Genomic DNA, 19,729 nt, shown 5'->3' with positions numbered 1-19,729 from the left:
TTACAAAATGGATTCTCTAACTCTTGTTAGTTTTTGTAATAAATCTTCTAATAAATCCAGTCGAAGCATGTTTGCACCATCAGATAAAGCGGTTTCAGGTGTAGGATGAGTTTCAATGAAAATTCCGTCTGCGCCAACTGCAATTCCGGCTTTAGCAACCGTTTCTATAAGATCTGGTCTTCCTCCTGTAACTCCCGAGCTTTGATTTGGCTGTTGTAAAGAATGAGTCACATCCAAAATTACCGGAGCATATGCTCTCATCGTAGGAATTCCTCTGTAATCAACGATCAAATCGGTATATCCGAAAGAATTTCCTCTTTCAATGATTGCAACTTTTTCATTACCAGAATCTGTCACTTTCTGTACAGCAAATTTCATCGATTCCGGAGAAAGAAACTGTCCTTTCTTTAATGAAACGCATTTTCCTGTTTTTGCAGCAGCAATTAATAAATCTGTTTGACGAACCAAAAATGCCGGAATCTGCAATACATCAACATATTGAGCAGCCAAAGCTGCATGTTCGTTTTCGTGGATATCTGTCGTGGTCGGAATATTGAAAGTTTCTCCAACTTTTTTAAGAATTTCCAAAGATTTTTCTTCGCCAATTGTTGTGAAAGAGTCTACTCGGCTTCTGTTGGCCTTTTTGAAACTCCCTTTAAAAATATAAGGAATGTTGTACTTATTGGTCAGTTCAGTTACTTTCTCAGCAATTCTCAAAGCCATATCTTCACCTTCGATGATGCATGGTCCTGCAATTAAGAAAAAGTTTTTTGAATCTTTGTGTTGTATGTTGTCTAGATACTGAATCATTTTATTTAAATTAAAAAGTTCAGTAAAAATACTTATAAAGTTTCAGAATTGGAAATTATTTATTTCAGGTTTTTATAATCAGTTTTAATCACTTTGTTTTGAGATTACTGAGAATTTATTTTCCTCAAAATCTTCTCAAAAGTATTGATATTCCTGCTTGTAAACTGATCTTTCAGACTTTTCTTACCTAAAATTTTCCCGAATCTAGAATCTAAAGTATTTCCTTTCGGAACTTGCCAGTAAAAAATATTATTGACAATCTTTCCGTCTTCATTTTCTGTTTTTGAAGCATTTTCAAATTCTTTCATTAAAACATTTTCAACTTCATTATGACCAACGAAAGTATAAATATGTAAGTCTTCGTTTTTCTCAAACGGATTTGAATTCCAAAAACTGTCAATTTCTTCCTGAGATTTTACAAATAAAAAAGCCTCATAACTGAAATGTTCAGACATCGCTTTTTCAAGAATTGTTTTTAATTCTTCAAAATTTTTATCAGACGAAAAAATAATATTACCGGAAGCCAGAACCGAAACAACATGCTTCATTCCTGCATTTTTGAAAACTTCGCAGACTTCCGCCATTTTCATATTGGTTCCTTTTACGTTCACGCCGCGGAGGAAAGCACAGTATTTCATAGTTTTAGAGTTTAGAGCTTTAGAGTTTTAGAGTTTTAGAGTTTTAGAGTTTTAGAGTAAAATTTAATCTTTAATCTTTAATCTTTAATCTTTAATCTTTAATCTTTAATCTTTAATCTTTAATCTTTAATCTTTAATCTTTAATCTTTAATCTTTTCATACAAATTATAATCAGTTCCGGAAGGTTTAAGCTTATAGATTTTCTCCAGAATTTTATTATCGCTTTGTAAATGATTTTTTATTCTGAATTCATTCAACAATTTGTAATGAGTTTTGTAGTAAAGACCGTCTTTTCCTTCAAATAAACTGTTGTAAGATAAGAGATATTTTGGTTTTCTTTTTTTAACGGTATTTAGCCAATAATTGGGTTTATCTTTTTTGATTTCTTCCTGAATTTGCTTGTCAACCAATCCAACTTCATCGATTGCTTTTAAACCCGAAAAATAAGGAATATAACCAGCTGGTTCGAGCAAAATCCATTGTTTTTTGTCTTTCTCGTAATTATTTAGAAATATTCCGATTGATCGTCTGTAATTCCATTCTCCGTTTCCGGTTGCTATAGAATGTATGGTTTGGAAAGCCAACATCGGTACAATATAAAAAATAATTAATGCTGAAAGCCACCAGTTTCTTTTTACTTTTTGTTCTATAACAAATATCAAAACCGGAACGAAAAGTAAAATTTGCGGAACCCAGTAATACCAGTCAAAAAGACTTTTCTGTGAAAGAAAAATGATTTGTTTTATCCATGCAAATAGGAAAATAATCCAAAGGAAATAATTTCTTTTTTCTCTTTGTCTGATCAGGAATATAAAGCACAGCAATTCAAAAACTGCAATAAGAATTGTAATCGGATTGAAGTCTCCGGGAAGTTTCAGCATTCCCCAAAAGTTACCATAATTTAATCTGAAATATTCAAAATCCTGACTTAAAGTATACACTCTGTCATAAGCCAATTTTTTAGCAACAATCGTATTATTTACCAATTCACCAAAGTAAAACCAATTGAAAGCAACTGCTGCGGAAACACCTAAAATCCCACCTAAAACATAGAACCATTTTATTTTTTTATTCCAGAAAACATCGACCAAGAATACGATCCCTAAGAAAATAACGGTATCAATTCTTGTAAATAAAATCAAAATAGGAAGCACAATCAATGCCCACTTTTTCTCTTTTTTAAAGCCATAATAAAGCAAAGCCATTTCGAGAAAAAACAGAATCCCATACTCCATTCCGAGTATTGAAATTTTGATGGAAGGCGGTAATAGTCCGAACAGAAAGATGAAAATTGCTTTATGCCACGGGTTTTTTAATAATAAATGAGACAGAAATAAACTTCCAATCGTGAAAAGAATGGTGTTTAAAATCAAAAGAGGTTCGATAAAGTTTTCTTTCCCAAAAATTAAATTGAAAAAATAAGAAACGAAAACATACAGATGCGTTGTAGAAGCTGAAATTTTGGTATCACCGTTGAAACCAATCACTCCGTAATCCAATAAATTCTGGGCAACACGCCAAGTGATGAAAGCATCTTCCTGAATGTGATGCGTCAGAAGAAAATAAAGTTTTGCAATTATTGCAAATATTACAGCATATAATGGTAGATTCTTGTTTTTGTTCTCGGCCATTGCGTTTTTTTGAGGTACAAATATAATCCTATTATTCTTGAATATCAACATAAAAAAACGGAACCGAAGTCCCGTTTTAAAGTATTTGAAAATAAAATTTACTGTGTTGCTTTAATGATTGAATTGGTAATCTGATCTTCTTTTTCTTTCGAATAGGTAGAATCAAAAGGTTCCATCACATCAAATAAATACTGATAGAAAGGCGTAATTCTCTGTACATTTTCAGATTCTTTCATTGCCTTTTCTTTGCCCATCTGCTGAAGATCTTTGATGAAAACATTAAATTTCTTATCAATTGGCTCAATAGATTTCACCAGATAAGCATATGCTTTCTCATTTTGACCGATCTTTTTGTAAGCATCTGTAACTGAGGAAACTACAAGAGAATATTCCATTGGTTTTGATCCCATCTGTCTTCTTACAAATCTCTGATCAGCTTTGCTTAAAGTTAAATAATAATCATATTCCTCAAAAATTCCTTTCTTAAGAATCTCAGCCAGCTTTAATGCTTTTTGCTCCTGACCGGCAACGATATATCCGTAAACCATTGAGCTCAAAGAACGTGGATCGTTATATTTTTCTGCTGGAATTTCTTTGGCCGCCAAATCAAGGATTTCTAATGCTTTTCCTTTTTGTCCTGATAATGCTAAAGCTGCCGCTGCTCTACTTGCTGAACTTCTGTAGCTTACAATATTTGATGTAGCTGTTTCATCAAAATGAACGTTCAGATCTTTGAAGTTCCCCCATTTGAAATTTTTAACTACATTATATAAGGAATTAGCATCTACTCTACCCATTTCACCATCGCTGCTTCTCGGTGTTTTAATAGGAACCAATCTGTAGCTGAAACCGTCAAACTGAAGATATTCATCCAAGAAGAAAATATTTTCACTGTCATAAACTCCTCCTGAAGAGAAGTTGATCGGACGTTTCCAGTCAAAATTTGCCAAAATATCAAACATCATCAGGTTATTTTTATATAATGTCCCCGACTTGTAAGTAATCATGATCTGATCAACCGCATTTGGAACATCAGAAGGATTGATGATTCCTGATTTTACTGCATTTTGTTTATTTACAGGCAAAATAAATTTGTTTACAGGTAAGAAATTATATTTCTCATAACGTGCTTCACCGAAAATCATTTTTAAAACTTCATCTTTTTCAGGAGATTTTATTTTAAGGAAATTTACTGCTTCTTTTAAAGTCATAGAATCCTGAACAAGATATTTTTCAAATGGTTTAAGCATTTGTTCGGGTGCACCAGATTCTTTCAGATTGCTCAAAACTCCCTGCCAATCTTCTTTTTTCATCAGATAGATCTGATCGTTCACACCGTCTCTGTAATCTTCATGCGTCAATTGACTTGGGATCGGATTGGCATTGTAGGTTTTTCTCTTTACCTGATCAATATTCCAAGGAGTTGAAAGAAGGGTAAAGTTCACCACTTTCACATCATCCCGGAATCTTTCGGTTTCCTGCATTGCCCAAACCGGATAAGTATCGTTGTCACCATATACAAAAAGAATGTCTTCTTTAGGTAAAGATTTTAACATTGAATATGAATAATCATAAGCTGTATATCTTCCGCTTCTGTCATGAACATTATAATTCTGGAAGCCCATCATCAAAGGAATTCCTAACAAAACAACTCCAAAACCGATATTGGCAGCATTCGATTTTACTTTTGACTGCAAATACCAGAGAATCGCTCCGGCTCCGAGACCTATCCAAATCGCAAAGGCGTAGAAGGAACCAACTACTGCGTAATCTCTTTCTCTTGGCTCAAAAGGCTTCATTCCTGTGTAGAAAACAATTCCAACACTTGTTAATATAAATAAGGAAAGAAGCGCATAAAATCTTCCAAAATCTCTCATAAACTGGAAGTAACATCCAATAATTCCTAATAATAAGGGTAAAAATAAGAATGCTACAGTGCTTTCATTTTTGAATTTTGCTGGCATTGCATCCTGACTTCCCAATAAAGTATTGTCAATAGCAGGAATCCCTGAAATCCAGTTCCCTCTTGTGTTTTCACTGTTTCCTTCAAGATCATTTTGTCTTCCTGCAAAGTTCCACAATAGATATCTTATAAAATAGTATCCGTTTTGGAACGTGATAAAATAATCCATATTCTGAGCAAATGATGGTCTCTGAACGGTAATAACTTCATAAGGTTTTACCTTCAAATAATCTGCTGCAGTTATACTTCCGTCTTCATATTTCCCTCTTAATTCTTCAAAAATTTCTTTAGCCTGCGGATCGTCTGCAATGTTTTCGTTAGCATAATTAAACTGAAAATCGGGTGCTCCATACATCGAAATGTAATTAGCCATCACATCTTTATCTTCACTAAACATTCTTGGCATCAAACTTACATGCGCCGGATTAAAAACATAATTGAAACGGTCACCTGTTTTTCTGTACGTTCCTAGTTTCTCATCTTTTTCGTAAATCTCGCCCGTTTTGTTTGTTTTAAAACTTCCGTCTTCATTTTTTTCGATTCCGCTGTTATCCAGAAAAGCGGTGTAATTTTGTCCGTAAATTGTTGGCCAGTCACCATATTGCTCTCTGTTATAATAATCAAGCATACCAATAGCAGTATCGGGATCATTTAAGTTCATTGGCGGATTAGCATTTGCTCTGATCGGAATTACCATCCAACAAGAGAAACCAATCATCATATAAACCACCGACAAAGCGATCGTCTGATAAATATTTTTCTTTGCCTGTCTCGCATATTTTAGAATGAAGTAACATATCGTAACCAAAATAACGAAACCTGCAATCGTTCCTGAGTGGAAAGGAAGACCTACCCCATTTACAAAGAATATTTCAAGCTTTCCGAATAATGACATGATTACAGGGAAAATAATTTTGAAAACAATAATTAGTATTCCTAATGTAATAAGATTTGCCCAAAGAAAATTTTTCCAGGTAAACTCATAATTTCTTGCATAATATACTAAGCAAACTGCCGGAATTGCCAACATACACATCATGTGAACCCCCACAGAAAGTCCCACAATAAAGAAAATCAGAATAATCCAGCGCTCATTGTCAGATTCTTTATATTCGTTCTCCCACTTCGTGATCAGCCAAACCAGAATAGCAATAAATAACGAAGCCATAGAGTAAACCTCTCCTTCTACCGCCGAAAACCAGAAAGTATCTGACCAAGTAAAACAGAGAGAACCAATCACTCCGGCAAAAAGAATAGCAATTTCCTGATGTTTGGTAACTTCCTCAAAATCTTTGTTCAGAAGTCTTCTTACAAAATGGGTAATCGTCCAGAACAAAAACAGAATCGTAAATGCGCTGAATAATGCAGACATAGCATTAATTACAACAGAATAATTTTCACCTTTTCCAAAAGCAAAAATAGCAGCAACTGCGCCCACAATCTGGAACAAAGCTGCTCCCGGTGCGTGTGTTACTTCTAATTTTACGGCTGAAGAAATGTACTCACCGCAATCCCAAAAACTGAAGTTGGGTTCTATCGTTGACAAGTACGTGAAAAATGCAATGACGAAAATCACCCATCCGAGAAGGGTGTTCCATTGCCTAAAAGTCCAGTTTTTCATAGTATAAAATCAATTATTGCGAAAATAAGGTTTTTACTTCATTTTATGTTGATTTTAACAAAATTTAAAAGATTGGCTTGCTTTTTGCGAATGTTTCGGGGCTGTAATGGGAAGCTTAAAAACAGATAATTCTACTTTCAACACTTATAATTTCTGAAAAGTTTAAAAATTATTTATTTTTTTGTATTTTTGCGGTCAGATTTTTATTTGAAAAATAACAAATAATGAGTAATGTTTACGATAATATTCTTGGCTTGATTGGGAACACCCCTTTGGTAAAACTAAATACGGTAACTAAAGAGATTCCTGCAAAAGTTTATGCCAAGTTAGAATCATATAATCCTGGACATTCCACAAAAGATAGAATCGCACTTCATATTATTGAAAACGCTGAGAAAAAAGGTTTATTAAAGGAAGATTCTGTAGTTGTAGAAACGACTTCCGGAAATACGGGTTTTTCACTTGCTATGGTTTGTATCATTAAAGGGTACAAATGTATTTTAGCAGTAAGTGATAAAACAAAAGCTGAAAAGATAGCTTATCTTAAAGCTCTTGGTGCTACAGTATATATATGTCCTGCGAATGTACCTGCGAATGACCCGAGATCATATTATGAGGTAGCAAAAAGAATTGCTGCCGAAACCCCTAATTCTGTTTATATCAATCAATATTTTAATGAATTGAATGTTGATGCGCATTATCAGACCACTGGCCCCGAAATTTGGGAACAAACCGAAGGGAAAATTACTCACCTTTTTGCATGTACAGGAACTGGCGGAACATTATCCGGTTCTGCGAAATTCTTAAAAGAAAAAAATCCAAATATCAAAATCATCGGTGTAGACGCTGACGGATCTATTTTGAAAAGTTACCACGAAACCGGAGAAATTCATAAAGAAGACGTTCATCCTTACCAGATCGAAGGTATGGGGAAAAATTTAATTCCTTCTGCTCTTCTTTTTGATAAAGTGGATGAATTTGTAAGAGTAAACGACGAAATGTCTGCGTACAGAACTCGTGAGATTGCTTTAAAAGAAGCCATCATGGGAGGTTACACCACAGGAGCTGTTACTCAGGGATTGATTCAATATGCACAATCTCATGAACTGACTGAAAATGATTTCGTTGTGATGATTTATCCTGATCACGGCTCTCGATATATTACAAAAGTGTACAGTGACAAATGGATGGAAGAACAAGGATTCATTAATAACTGTTTCCACAATTACGATGAAGTTTTCAAAACAGAATTCATCAAATAATAAGAATTAATAAATACAAATCAAGCCTTTTCGTAAATCACAAAAGGCTTTTTTACATAAAACATACTCATACAATGGTAGATATTTTTGAAAGAATAAAACAAAATCCGGGACCACTTGGTCAGTTTGCAGATTACGCAGAAGGATATTTTGTATTCCCAAAATTGGAAGGTCCGATTGGTCCGAGAATGAAATTTCAGGGTAAAGATGTAATTTTCTGGAGTGCTAATGATTATTTAGGATTGTGTAATCACCCGGAAGTTTTGGAAGCAGATGCGAAAGCTGCCGCAGAATTTGGAATGTTTTATCCGATGGGCGCAAGAGCAATGTCCGGAGAAACTCAACAGCATCAGCAACTGGAAAAAGAATTGGCAGAATTTACTCAAAAAGATGCTGCTTATCTTTTAAATTTCGGTTACCAGGGAATGGTTTCTTGTATCGATGCATTGGTGACTAGACATGACGTGATTGTTTATGATGCAGATTCTCACGCTTGTATCGTTGATGGAGTTCGTCTTCATATGGGAAAAAGTTTTACTTTCAAACATAATGATATTGAGAGTTTAGAGAAAAATTTAGCACGAGCAACCAAAGTTGCCGAAGAAAACGGCGGTGGAATCTTAGTGATTACTGAAGGTGTTTTCGGAATGCGAGGAATGCAAGGAAAACTGAAAGAAATTTGTGATTTAAAATCTAAATTCAATTTCAGGCTTTTGGTTGATGATGCACACGGTTTCGGAACTTTGGGTAAAACCGGAGCCGGAGCTGGTGAAGAGCAAGGATGTCAGGATCAGATTGATGTTTACTTCTCAACTTTTGCTAAATCTATGGCTGGTTTCGGAGCATTTCTTTCTGGAGATGAAACGATTATCAGATTTTTAAAATACAATCTTCGTTCTCAGATTTTTGCTAAATCTTTAACAATGCCAATGGTAATAGGAGGCTTAAAGAGACTAGAGCTTTTGAGAACACGTCCCGAAATTAAAGCTAAATTATGGGAAAATGTTTACAAACTTCAAAACGGATTAAAAGAAAGAGGTTTCAACCTTGGAAACACCAATACTTGTGTAACACCGGTTTTCATTCAGGGAACTACTATCGAAGCAACACTTTTGGCTAAAGATTTAAGAGAAAATTACGGAGTATTTACCTCAGTTGTAGTATACCCAGTAATTCCAAAAGGAATGATTTTGTTGAGATTAATTCCTACCGCTTCTCATACAGACTCAGAAATTAATGAAACTTTGGCTGCTTTTGAAGGCATCAAAGAAAAATTAGAATCTGGAACTTACGCAGAAATGGAAAAACAAATGAACATCGAATACAAACAAATGTAATTTTGATTTTCAATTAAATATAATAAGAACCGTTAGAATTTTCTAGCGGTTTTTTTGTTTCTTTTTTTGCCACGAATACACAAATATTTTTTTTAGAACGGTAAAAAAATTCGTGCATTCGTGGCGACAAAACTTTTCGAAAATCTAAGCAGATTCTTAAAGATTTACAATAAATTTGCAAAAAATTACTTTTGAAAGATCTCCTTCTCATCACTCCACCTTTCACGCAACTCAATACTCCTTATCCGGCGACAGCTTATATCAAAGGTTTTCTAAATACCAAAAATATATCCAGCTATCAGATCGATTTGGGGATTGAGGTGATTTTGGAATTATTCTCAAAAGAAGGAATTCAAAAAATTTTTGCGAAAGAAATTGATTTAAAAAATACATCTGAAAACTCACAGAGAATTTTTGCTTTACAAGATGAGTATATTAAAACCATCGATCAGGTTATTCTTTTTTTACAAAATAGAAACCCAACTTTAGCGAGACAGATTTGTTCGATGAATTTTTTACCTGAAGCTTCCCGTTTCAATCAGCTAGATGATATGGAATTTGCTTTTGGAAATATGGGTTTACAAGATAAAGCTAAACATCTGGCTACTTTATATTTAGAAGATCTATCTGATTATATAGTTGAACATATTGATTCTGATTTTGGTTTCAGCAGATATGCCGAAAGATTAGGAAAATCTGCCAATTCTTTTGACGAATTATATTTAAAATTAAATTCAAATCAAACTTTTATTGATGACATTACCTTAAAGATTCTTCACGAAAAACTGGAATTAGTTCATCCTAAATTGGTCTGTTTTTCCGTTCCATTTCCCGGAAATTTATATTCTGCTTTTCGATCTGCGAAATTTATCAAGGAAAATTATCCACATATTAAAATTGCAATGGGTGGAGGTTTTCCAAATACCGAATTGAGAGAAGTTAAAGACAAAAGAGTTTTTGAGTTTTTTGATTTTATCACTTTAGATGACGGAGAAGTTCCTCTTGAATTACTTTATAAAACTATAACCAATCCGTTGGCTGAGCCTGTCGAAGCCAAACGAACTTTTTTACTTGAAAACGAAGAAGTTGTCTACAAAAACAATTCCACAAAGCACGATTACAAACAGGCACAAGTCGGAACTCCAGATTACACTGATTTACAATTAGATCAATATATTTCGGTCATTGAAATTGCCAATCCGATGCACAGTTTGTGGAGTGACGGAAGGTGGAATAAGCTGACAATGGCACACGGTTGCTATTGGGGAAAATGTACTTTCTGTGATATTTCATTAGATTATATAAAAATTTACGAACCCATTTCAGCCAAAATTCTGGTTGACAGAATGGAAGAATTGATCGCAACAACTGGCGAAACCGGATTTCATTTTGTGGATGAAGCGGCTCCACCGGCTTTGATGCGGGAAGTTGCTTTGGAAATTTTGCAAAGAAATCTTGTCGTAACCTGGTGGACAAACATCAGATTTGAAAAAAGTTTCACCAAAGATTTGTGTTTTCTACTAAAACTTTCTGGTTGTGTTGCTGTTTCTGGCGGACTTGAAGTTGCTAGTGACCGATTGCTAAAATTAATCGATAAAGGAATTTCTGTTGAACAGGTTGCACAAGTCACAAGAAATTTTACGGAAGCCGGAGTGATGATTCATGCGTATCTGATGTACGGCTACCCGACTCAGACGATTCAGGAAACGGTGGATTCTCTGGAAATGGTTCGTCAGCTTTTTGAAATGGGAATTTTGCAAAGTGCATTTTGGCACCAATTTGCGATGACGGCTCATTCACCTGTCGGATTGAATCCTGAGGAATTTGGAGTGACCCCAATCAAACAGGAAATTTTATTCGCCAACAACGATATTGATTTTACAGATAAAACAGGAATCGATCACAGCAAATTTAGTTTTGGTTTAAAAAAATCTTTGTTCAATTATATGCACGGAATTAATTTTGAATTGCCGTTGCAAAACTGGTTTGATTTTAAAATTCCAAAAACAACGATTCATTCTGATTATATTCATGATTGTCTTTTAGAAGAAGAAGATTTTAAATTTAAAGGAAATTCAAAAATTGTTTTTCTGGAGAAAAACGTAATCGCTGAGAATTACATAAAAACAAAAAAACAAAACTCTTGGGCGTACAAGAGAATTACGCTCCATTTAAAAACAAATATTATTTCTGTAGATTTTGAACAGGAAAAAGGAGAATGGCTGATCAAAGTTTTGCAGGAAAATACTTTTGAAAATCCGAAACGAATTACTTTACAGCAGTTGAAAAATGATTTTGAAAATAATTTTGAAGATTTTGAATTATTCTGGTTTTCAAAACAGATGCAGCAGTTGAAAGAAAATGGGGTGATTTTGAGTTTGTGATTTTTTAGTTTTTAAAATTAAAAATAATGTTTGTCATTCCGTAGGAATCTAGACTCCAATTTCATCAAACCTTTGTTGAGATTCCTACGGAATGACAAACTAAGTGTCACAAATATAAATAAATCCTGAAAAATAATTTCGGAATTTTTTATAGGTTTGGGCTAAAGCCAATTGAATTTTATTTAGTTTTCAGAAAATTTACTTTTTATCTTTTTCGACTCCATCTTTTACCACATCACCCACAATTACTTTTTCTTTAATTTTAATAAAGTTCGGGTCTAAAATTGCCATTCTTTCTGCGATTGCTTTATAAGTTGGGAATTTTAAAATAGATGCTCTTCCGGACATTTCCCTATAAAGAGTGAAAGTTTTTCCTCCAGCAGTTTTAATCTGTTTTGTCGTCGTAATATATTTTCCAATGTATTTGCTTTTAGCATCATAAATTTCAATGTCAACAAATGTTTTGTCAGTAATTCTATCATCCGAACCAAAACTTACCGGTAAATTAGTAAAATATCCTACCGGAACACCATTGCTCAAAATTTCTCCTACGCTATTGACTTCAAGATTTAGTTTATCAATTTTTGTTCGGATCGTATAAGCTTCTTTTGTTTTATTATCGAGTTTTCGTTTTGGCATATTTGTAAAAAGCTCATCTAAATTTTTGATGTTGATTCCTCTTTCATCAATGATTTTCAAACCTTTTATACAGGTATAGACTGCCGATTTTTCATCACCCGAAAATGCAGATGGCGATATGTAATCTACATCTAAAGTTTTCTCACGATTATAAACACGGTTAATTTTCACATAACTGTCTCGTACTGAATCTACAACACTTTTATCAACAAATTCAACAGTGAAAATCGGGGTTTCCTTTAAATCCATAAAAGTATATTCGTTAGATTTATTAGAAATTTTTGCTACATGAGTTCCGTCGAGACTTACAATTCCTCTCTTTGTTTTGATGATCTGAGCATTGAAAATAAAACTCAGAACTGTAAAGAACATGATTAAACTTTTTTGCATAAATCAAATTTTTACAAGGCATAAAAAAAGTGTAACAAAGTTACACTTTCTTGAAAATATATTTAGCTTCTCATTTAATTATTCGCAAAGGATAATTCCTTTATCATGATTAAATTCTATTACACCGCTTTTTATAGGATAAGAAAAAACAGAGTCTTTTTCGTTTTCTTTCGTAAAGTGTTTTGCGTAAGATTCGTTGATAGAATTTGTATACAATTTTACTTTACCGCCAACTAATGAAGAAACGATTCCTGCGTGGCTTTTCATGATGTGGAATTCACCATTTTTTCCAGGCAACAATACAGAGTTTACTTCTCCTTCAAAAACTACGTATTCTGGTGTTAAAATTTTTATATTCATTTTTCTCAGATTAAAGAGTAAAGAGAAAAGAAAAAAGAGTGAGAAATGTCTTTACTCTTTTTTCTTTATTCTATATTTCTAATTAAGCGTTGTCCGCTAACATTTTTTGTCCTGCCTCGATAGCTTCTTCGATAGTTCCTTTCAGGTTGAAAGCAGCTTCCGGTAAGTGATCCAACTCACCATCCATAATCATATTAAATCCTTTGATAGTATCTTTGATATCTACCAATGATCCCGGAATACCTGTAAACTGTTCAGCTACGTGGAAAGGCTGAGATAAGAATCTCTGAACTTTTCTTGCACGGTAAACTACTGATTTATCTTCTTCAGAAAGTTCTTCCATACCTAAAATTGCGATGATATCCTGAAGAGCTTTGTATCTCTGAAGAATTTCTTTTACTCTTTGAGCACAGTTATAATGTTCTTCACCGATGATTTCCGGAGCTAAGATTCTTGACGTTGAAGCCAATGGATCTACAGCAGGATAAATACCTAATGAAGCAATTTTTCTATCTAATACAGTTGTTGCATCTAAGTGAGCAAAAGTTGTTGCAGGAGCCGGGTCAGTTAAATCATCTGCAGGTACGTAAACCGCCTGTACTGAAGTAATTGAACCATTTTTAGTAGAAGTAATTCTTTCCTGCATAGCACCCATTTCAGATGCCAATGTTGGTTGGTAACCTACCGCAGAAGGCATACGACCAAGAAGTGCAGATACCTCAGAACCAGCTTGTGTAAAACGGAAGATGTTGTCTACGAAGAACAATACGTCTCTACCTTGTCCGCTTTCTCCACCATCTCTGTAGTACTCAGCTAATGTAAGACCAGAAAGTGCTACTCTAGCCCTTGCTCCTGGCGGCTCATTCATTTGTCCGAAAACGAAAGCAGCTTTGGATTCTTTCATCACCTCAAGGTCAACTTTAGAAAGATCCCAACCTCCGTTTTCCATAGAGTGCATGAAGTCATCACCGTATTTAATAATACCAGATTCCAGCATTTCTCTCAAAAGGTCATTTCCTTCTCTCGTTCTTTCACCTACTCCGGCAAAAACAGAAAGACCACCGTGCCCTTTTGCAATATTATTAATCAACTCCTGAATCAATACTGTTTTACCTACACCTGCACCACCGAACAATCCAATTTTACCTCCTTTTGCGTAAGGCTCAACTAAGTCGATTACTTTAATACCTGTAAATAAAACTTCTGCAGAAGTTGAAAGTTGATCAAATTTCGGAGCTGGTCTGTGAATAGGAAGACCACCTTCCTTAGAAATATTTTGAAGTCCGTCGATAGCATCCCCAACAACGTTGAATAGTCTTCCGTTTACAGCTTCACCGATTGGCATCATGATAGGATTACCATATCCTATAACTTCCTGCCCTCTTTGAAGACCGTCTGTAGCATCCATTGCGATACATCTTACTGTATCTTCACCAATATGTTGCTCTACTTCTAAGACTACTTTTTCACCGTTTCCTTTAGTAATCTCCAACGCATCATAAATACTGGGAATTGCTTCCACATTATTAAAAACTACATCGATTACAGGACCAATAATTTGAGAAATTTTTCCTTTAATTTGGTTTGCCATTGCTAAATTTTTTCTTGGTGCAAATATAATGAATCTTGACAAACCTGCAATTGCTAAAAAAAAGATTTTTATCATGCTTTTTTAAACAATTTAGCAATATAACAATGTAGCAATTTACCTATCATTTTGCGGCTAAAAAACATTGGTAAATTGTTATATCGATACATTGTTACATTATACTTATATTTGCTGTCAAAATTTTTCCGTTTTGAATATCTTCAGAAATTTTAATGATTATCACTCAAAAAAGCCTTTGGCATTGTCTTTAGGTATGTTTGACGGCGTACATCTTGGTCATAAGTATATTATTGACGAGTTGAAAAAGGTGGGTTCTGAAAACGATTTAGAAACGGCAATTCTTACTTTCTGGCCACATCCGAGGTTTGTTTTTAATCCGATTGAAGATTTAAAGCTTCTCAATACGATTGAGGAAAAGAAATTTTTGATGGAAAAATATAACATCAATAATTTATTTGTAAAAGAATTTGATGATGAGTTCAGAAATCTTACAGGAGAAGAATTTGTACGTCAGATTTTAATTGCAAAATTAAACGTAAAATATTTAATCATCGGCTACGACCATTCATTCGGAAAAAATAAAAGCGGAAATTTTGAATTGCTCCAAAAACTATCAAAAGAACTAGATTTTGAAGTCGAACAAATGGAAGCTATCAATATTCATGAAAATAATATCAGTTCTACGAAAGTGAGAAATGCTCTTTTAGCAGGAAATATAAAAGATGCCAACGAAATGTTGGGTTACTCCTACTCTGTTTCCGGAATGGTTGTCCATGGAAAGAAATTAGGAAGAACGATTGGTTATCCAACTGCGAATATTGATACAGAATCGATTAAACTTTTACCCAAAAAAGGTGCCTATATTGTTGAAGTTTTTATAAATAATCAACAATACAAAGGAATGTTGAGCGTCGGAACAAATCCTACCGTGAACGGTGAAAAATTAACTGTTGAAGTTTATATTCTTGATTTTAACGAAGATATTTATGATGAAAATATCACAGTGAAATTCAGAGATTTCCTACATGAGGAAATTAAGTTTGAAGGTTTGGAAAAATTGATTGAAAGACTGGATGAGGATAAAAGGCTAACTGAGAATTTTAATTTTTAGTTTTCTAATTCTAGCGGATTTGCGTATTTCTCATTTTCTTCTCTTCTTTTTTCTCTTTCCCTTAAAATTTCCTGTCCTTTTATAATCGTTGTTCCATAACTTGCCATTACACCGGCTGCATTAGCATCAGCATTTCTTTTTGCTTGTTTCAATTTCGATTGTGTTGTTTCGATAGCTTCGATATATCTACTTTTTCTGATGTTTACTAATTTCCCTTTTAAATTAGAATCAGATACAGATTTTACCAATTCAAAATCAAACTCACCTTTATCATCTGTTATTTTAATAATTAATCCAGGTAATCCGCTGAATTTCATTGGACCATAAGGAAATGGAATTTCTGGGGAATACCAAGCAATCCAGTTTCTCCCTTTAAAAGTAACTTCTGCTTTTTTACATTTAATAGTATTGATGACTTTTATTTCATTTATAAGTTTCCAATTCTTTATTACAGGCTCTTTATAGGTGAGTAACGACATTCCAGCATAGTCAAAAAATTGTATATTTTCATTTGATTGTATAATAGTAAAATTAAAATGTGATTTCGGAATTTCAACTCCTTTTTTCCAGCCAAGAGTTATACTACCATCGGGATTATTTGTCATTGTTCCAGAAACCGCCATTACCGAATCACCTTTCAGCGATACGCTACTCGCAAAAAATGCACGATTATCAGCTATTTGTAACGAAAAAAATTCTTCGTCTCTATTGTCAGTTCGTTTATCGAATTTTGCTTTTACAAGATAAATAAACTCACCACGCAAAGTATCCTTTTTATACGATTGAGCAAAAGATAAAACACTGTAAAATAGTATTAATATTTGAAATAGTTTTTTAGGGGAATACATAAGAGATAAAATTATAAAATTGCACTTATAGTCTAAATATACTATAAGTGCTGAAATTTATATTAGTTAATTGCTAAATGGGCAATATCATTACCTGAATAAGTAGGTTTTTTACAGTAATTTTTTTCGATTTCTAGCATCCATGCAGTTGCTTGCTGTGAAGTCCAATCTTGAGTAGTCGTAGCAGTAAAACCACATTTAGTTTCTGCTATCCAAACTTGACCTGCTGTTACTGTTTTAAGTTCATTTCGAGATAATTTTTTAAAATTTTTCATTGTAAATAAATTTTTCATTGTAAATAAATTTTTTAATTAAATAATAAATTTGTGTTTAAACTTTTTTGCGCATTTGGGTTTTAACGCTTCAAAGAAAAAAAATAAAAAAGTAATATTTACAATGGCTTTCAGTAATTTTTATTGATAAATTTATTATGTTAAGTAACTAATTATATGATAGTTATATTTAAATAAAAGTCACAAATAAATAAAAATAATCAGATTATATTAACTAAAAATTAATTTAAGAATTTTCAATTTCCTCTTTCGCTTTCTTCGTTAAAGATTTAAACACCAGATCATAAGACTGATCGATCATTTTTAAGATAAGTTCTCTTCTTAAACCGTCGACTGCTACCGAATTCCAATGTGTCTTATTCATATGAAAAGCACCTTTAATTTGTGGGTATTGTTCTCGAAGTTCGGCGCTCCATTCAGGATCGGTTTTTACATTGATTACTAGGGGTTGTTTTTCTAATGACATTAAGAGAAACATTTTTGTTCCGACTTTCATCACAAGTGTTTCCTGATCAAAAGGAAAACTTTCTGTAACGCCTTTTTTTGAAAGGCAATAATCTAAAATTTGGTTGGCATCCATTTAGTATGAGTAATTGATAATATGTAATGAGCAATTTTAAGAAGATTAAATTATTTATGTTTTAATCCTAATAATTCTATCAAATTTAGTAAATTTAAGAAAGAAAATACCAACACAAAAATCACATTTTATTATGAAAGCTTTGGTAATCGGTGCTACAGGCGCCACAGGAAAAGATTTGGTACAACAATTATTGAATGATAAAGACTTTGAAGAAGTAAATGTTTTTGTACGAAAACCAATCAATCTTCAAAATGATAAACTGAAAGTTCATGTTGTCAACTTTGAAAAACCTGAAGAATGGAAAAGTTTCGTAAAAGGTGATGTTGCCTTTTCCTGTCTGGGGACAACCCTGAAAGATGCAGGAAGCAAGGAAGCGCAGAAAAAAGTTGATTTTGATTATCAGTATGAATTTGCAAAAGCTGCCAAAGAAAATAATGTGGATGATTACATTTTAGTTTCAGCTTACGGAGCCAGTCCGAAGTCTAAAATTTTCTATTCTAAAATGAAAGGTGAACTTGAAGAAGCCGTAAAACAGCTACACTTCAATAAAATCACGATTTTTAAACCAGGAATGTTGGAGAGAAAAGATTCTGAACGAACCGGAGAAGTTTTAGGAAGCAGAATCATTAAATTTGCCAATAAACTCGGGCTTTTTGAAAGCCAGAAACCACTTCCTACAGATATTTTAGCTAAAGCAATGGTGAATTCTTCAAAAATAAAAAGCAACGGTTATTCCAGTATAAAATTGGGCAATATTTTTGGATTCGCTGAGAAAAGCAATGACTGATTTTTAATTGTGAATGGTCAATTTTCACAAAAATAATAACTCCGCTCAGAAAAATTTCTAAGCGGAGTTGATTTTTATTTACAAAATATTTCTACTGCAAATACTTAGTAATCGCTTTATCAGTAGGTTTCGTAGTACTGATAAAAGTATCAACTAATTTTCCGTTTTCATCTATTAAGAACTTTGTAAAATTCCAAAGGATCGTTGTATTTTTCACTCCGTTAAGTTCTTTTTCAGTTAAATATTTAAAGATTGGAGCCGTATCATCGCCTTTTACAGAAACTTTTGCTGCTAATGGAAATGTAACGCCATAATTTTTCTGGCAGAAAGCTCCGATTTCAACATTGGTTCCGGGTTCCTGCCCTCCAAAGTTATTTGCCGGAAAACCCACAACAACCAATTTATCTTTATATTCGTTTGATAACTTCTCAAGATCAGCATATTGAGGGGTAAAACCACATTCTGAAGCCGTATTCACAATAAGGATTTTCTTTCCTTTAAAATCGGCAAAATTGATTTGCTTTCCTTCTTCCAAAGCATCAACTTTGTAATCGTATATTGTTTTTCCCATAAGTTCTTTACTTTTAGTTTTTGATGCACTTTTTTTCTGTGCGCAACTGTTGAAAAATGCTACAAATGAAAGCAGCATGATAAATAACTTTTTCATTAGATTTAATATTAATGATGAATTTTAAAACTTAAAAATATTGGTAGGAAAAACTTTATTGATTTCTACTTTATTGAGTAGCATCACAAAATCCCCATCTTTTTTTGAGCTCGAAGATTCGATTCTGAATGGCATTAATAAATTTCCCACCTTTTTGTAATCAGAATAACTCAATGTTTCTTCCCTCTTTATTTCTTTTAAAAGCATGTATGTTTTTGTGTCAAAATAGTAAAGATTTTTATTCACATTTTTGGTAAGTTCCACTTTGTGGCAATAGATCTCTCCTACTTTTTCTTTTCCTAAATATTTAGCCTCAAAACCTTTGTTTTCCCAATCGATAAAATCATTATCAAAACTTTCGGAAACATAATCGGGGTACACCTGAAGTTTATTGGTTGCATAATTCATTGCGTAACCTTTATTCCCGTCATAGCCTTCAATAGCAGTTTCTTTACCGTTGATCGTAAGAACGGTTTTTGTAAGATTCGGACGTTGCTGATAAATTTTAATAGGATATTCGTCTTTAATCCCTAAAATTACTTTCCCTTGCAGTAATACTGAATTTAAAAGCTTCCAACTTGTTAATCCTCCGGACAATTCGATGTTTTTATCAATAATTTCTTTTGCAGTCTGAGCAAAAGACAGTTGCGAAAATACCAGGACGAGTACTAAGAGTAATTTCTTCATTCAATCAATTTATAAATTCAAATATAAGTCTTTCTTTCCTAATGTAACAATGTAGAAATCTAATGGTGCAACAAATATATCAATTTTGTAGTATATTGGTTTTATCAGC

General features: G+C 33.3%; 17 protein-coding genes. 5 read left to right on the top strand and 12 right to left on the bottom strand.

Annotation, left to right across the window (positions count from 1 at the left end; genetic code table 11):
- From kdsA to K0R77_RS09310, 4 genes are all read right to left on the bottom strand, one after another.
- Positions 1-810, bottom strand: a complete 810-nt coding sequence (gene kdsA / locus K0R77_RS09325; protein ID WP_300351552.1) for a 3-deoxy-8-phosphooctulonate synthase — start codon at positions 808-810, stop codon at positions 1-3.
- Positions 811-914: 104 nt separating this feature from the next.
- Positions 915-1,448, bottom strand: coding sequence for a DUF1697 domain-containing protein (locus tag K0R77_RS09320; RefSeq protein WP_300351549.1), 534 nt, complete (start codon positions 1,446-1,448; stop codon positions 915-917).
- 140 nt (positions 1,449-1,588) lie between these two features.
- Entirely contained in the window at positions 1,589-3,079 is a 1,491-nt protein-coding gene (locus K0R77_RS09315) for a hypothetical protein (RefSeq protein WP_300351547.1), read from the bottom strand.
- A gap of 98 nt (positions 3,080-3,177) precedes the next feature.
- The gene (locus tag K0R77_RS09310; protein ID WP_300351544.1) at positions 3,178-6,663 is read right to left on the bottom strand and encodes a DUF2723 domain-containing protein; all 3,486 of its coding nucleotides are present in this window, start codon (positions 6,661-6,663) and stop codon (positions 3,178-3,180) included.
- Positions 6,664-6,887: 224 nt separating this feature from the next.
- On the opposite strand from K0R77_RS09310, the gene K0R77_RS09305 reads away from it, so the two are divergent.
- The 3 genes from K0R77_RS09305 to K0R77_RS09295 all read left to right on the top strand — a co-directional run bounded on the left by K0R77_RS09305 (position 6,888) and on the right by K0R77_RS09295 (position 11,646).
- Positions 6,888-7,925, top strand: a complete 1,038-nt coding sequence (locus K0R77_RS09305; RefSeq protein WP_162089074.1) for a PLP-dependent cysteine synthase family protein — start codon at positions 6,888-6,890, stop codon at positions 7,923-7,925.
- Between the two features lie 74 nt (positions 7,926-7,999).
- On the top strand, positions 8,000-9,262 hold the full coding sequence (locus tag K0R77_RS09300) for a pyridoxal phosphate-dependent aminotransferase family protein (protein ID WP_300351539.1): 1,263 nt from the start codon (positions 8,000-8,002) through the stop codon (positions 9,260-9,262).
- 191 nt (positions 9,263-9,453) lie between these two features.
- A complete protein-coding gene (locus tag K0R77_RS09295) occupies positions 9,454-11,646 on the top strand; it encodes a radical SAM protein (protein ID WP_300351537.1) in 2,193 nt (730 codons plus the stop codon).
- A 198-nt stretch (positions 11,647-11,844) separates the two neighbouring features.
- Here the strand turns inward: K0R77_RS09295 and K0R77_RS09290 are convergent, their stop codons facing one another.
- The 3 genes from K0R77_RS09290 to atpD form a co-directional block, all read right to left on the bottom strand.
- Positions 11,845-12,675, bottom strand: a complete 831-nt coding sequence (locus tag K0R77_RS09290) for a hypothetical protein (RefSeq protein WP_300351534.1) — start codon at positions 12,673-12,675, stop codon at positions 11,845-11,847.
- 78 nt (positions 12,676-12,753) lie between these two features.
- The gene (locus tag K0R77_RS09285; protein WP_300351532.1) at positions 12,754-13,035 is read right to left on the bottom strand and encodes a F0F1 ATP synthase subunit epsilon; all 282 of its coding nucleotides are present in this window, start codon (positions 13,033-13,035) and stop codon (positions 12,754-12,756) included.
- Between the two features lie 82 nt (positions 13,036-13,117).
- On the bottom strand, positions 13,118-14,626 hold the full coding sequence (gene atpD / locus K0R77_RS09280) for a F0F1 ATP synthase subunit beta (protein WP_300351734.1): 1,509 nt from the start codon (positions 14,624-14,626) through the stop codon (positions 13,118-13,120).
- Between the two features lie 208 nt (positions 14,627-14,834).
- Between atpD and K0R77_RS09275 the strand changes: the two genes are divergently transcribed.
- Positions 14,835-15,755, top strand: coding sequence for a bifunctional riboflavin kinase/FAD synthetase (locus tag K0R77_RS09275; RefSeq protein WP_300351529.1), 921 nt, complete (start codon positions 14,835-14,837; stop codon positions 15,753-15,755).
- Here K0R77_RS09275 and K0R77_RS09270 read toward each other — a convergent pair.
- The 3 genes from K0R77_RS09270 to K0R77_RS09260 form a co-directional block, all read right to left on the bottom strand.
- Positions 15,752-16,603, bottom strand: coding sequence for a GLPGLI family protein (locus K0R77_RS09270; protein WP_300351527.1), 852 nt, complete (start codon positions 16,601-16,603; stop codon positions 15,752-15,754). The genes K0R77_RS09275 and K0R77_RS09270 overlap by 4 nt on opposite strands.
- Positions 16,604-16,665: 62 nt before the next feature.
- Positions 16,666-16,896: a hypothetical protein gene (locus tag K0R77_RS09265; protein WP_300351524.1), complete on the bottom strand. Its 231-nt coding sequence runs from the start codon at positions 16,894-16,896 to the stop codon at positions 16,666-16,668.
- A 226-nt stretch (positions 16,897-17,122) separates the two neighbouring features.
- A complete protein-coding gene (locus K0R77_RS09260) occupies positions 17,123-17,476 on the bottom strand; it encodes an MmcQ/YjbR family DNA-binding protein (protein ID WP_300351521.1) in 354 nt (117 codons plus the stop codon).
- Between the two features lie 133 nt (positions 17,477-17,609).
- Here K0R77_RS09260 and K0R77_RS09255 point away from each other — a divergent pair, with 133 nt between their 5' ends.
- Positions 17,610-18,266: an NAD(P)H-binding protein gene (locus K0R77_RS09255; protein WP_300351519.1), complete on the top strand. Its 657-nt coding sequence runs from the start codon at positions 17,610-17,612 to the stop codon at positions 18,264-18,266.
- A gap of 91 nt (positions 18,267-18,357) precedes the next feature.
- On the opposite strand, the gene K0R77_RS09250 is transcribed toward K0R77_RS09255, so the two are convergent.
- Positions 18,358-18,933: a glutathione peroxidase gene (locus K0R77_RS09250; protein WP_300351517.1), complete on the bottom strand. Its 576-nt coding sequence runs from the start codon at positions 18,931-18,933 to the stop codon at positions 18,358-18,360.
- Positions 18,934-18,957: 24 nt separating this feature from the next.
- Positions 18,958-19,620 carry a histidine kinase gene (locus K0R77_RS09245; RefSeq protein WP_300351514.1) on the bottom strand — a complete coding sequence of 221 codons (663 nt, stop codon included), beginning with the start codon at positions 19,618-19,620 and terminating at the stop codon, positions 18,958-18,960.
- Positions 19,621-19,729 lie beyond the last annotated feature (109 nt).

It is taken from the genome of Chryseobacterium sp. (genome assembly GCF_029240215.1).
In the GTDB taxonomy this organism is placed as follows: domain Bacteria; phylum Bacteroidota; class Bacteroidia; order Flavobacteriales; family Weeksellaceae; genus Chryseobacterium.
The sequence above is the reverse complement of the archived record's forward strand: the minus strand, read 5'-3'. Positions and strand labels throughout refer to the sequence as shown.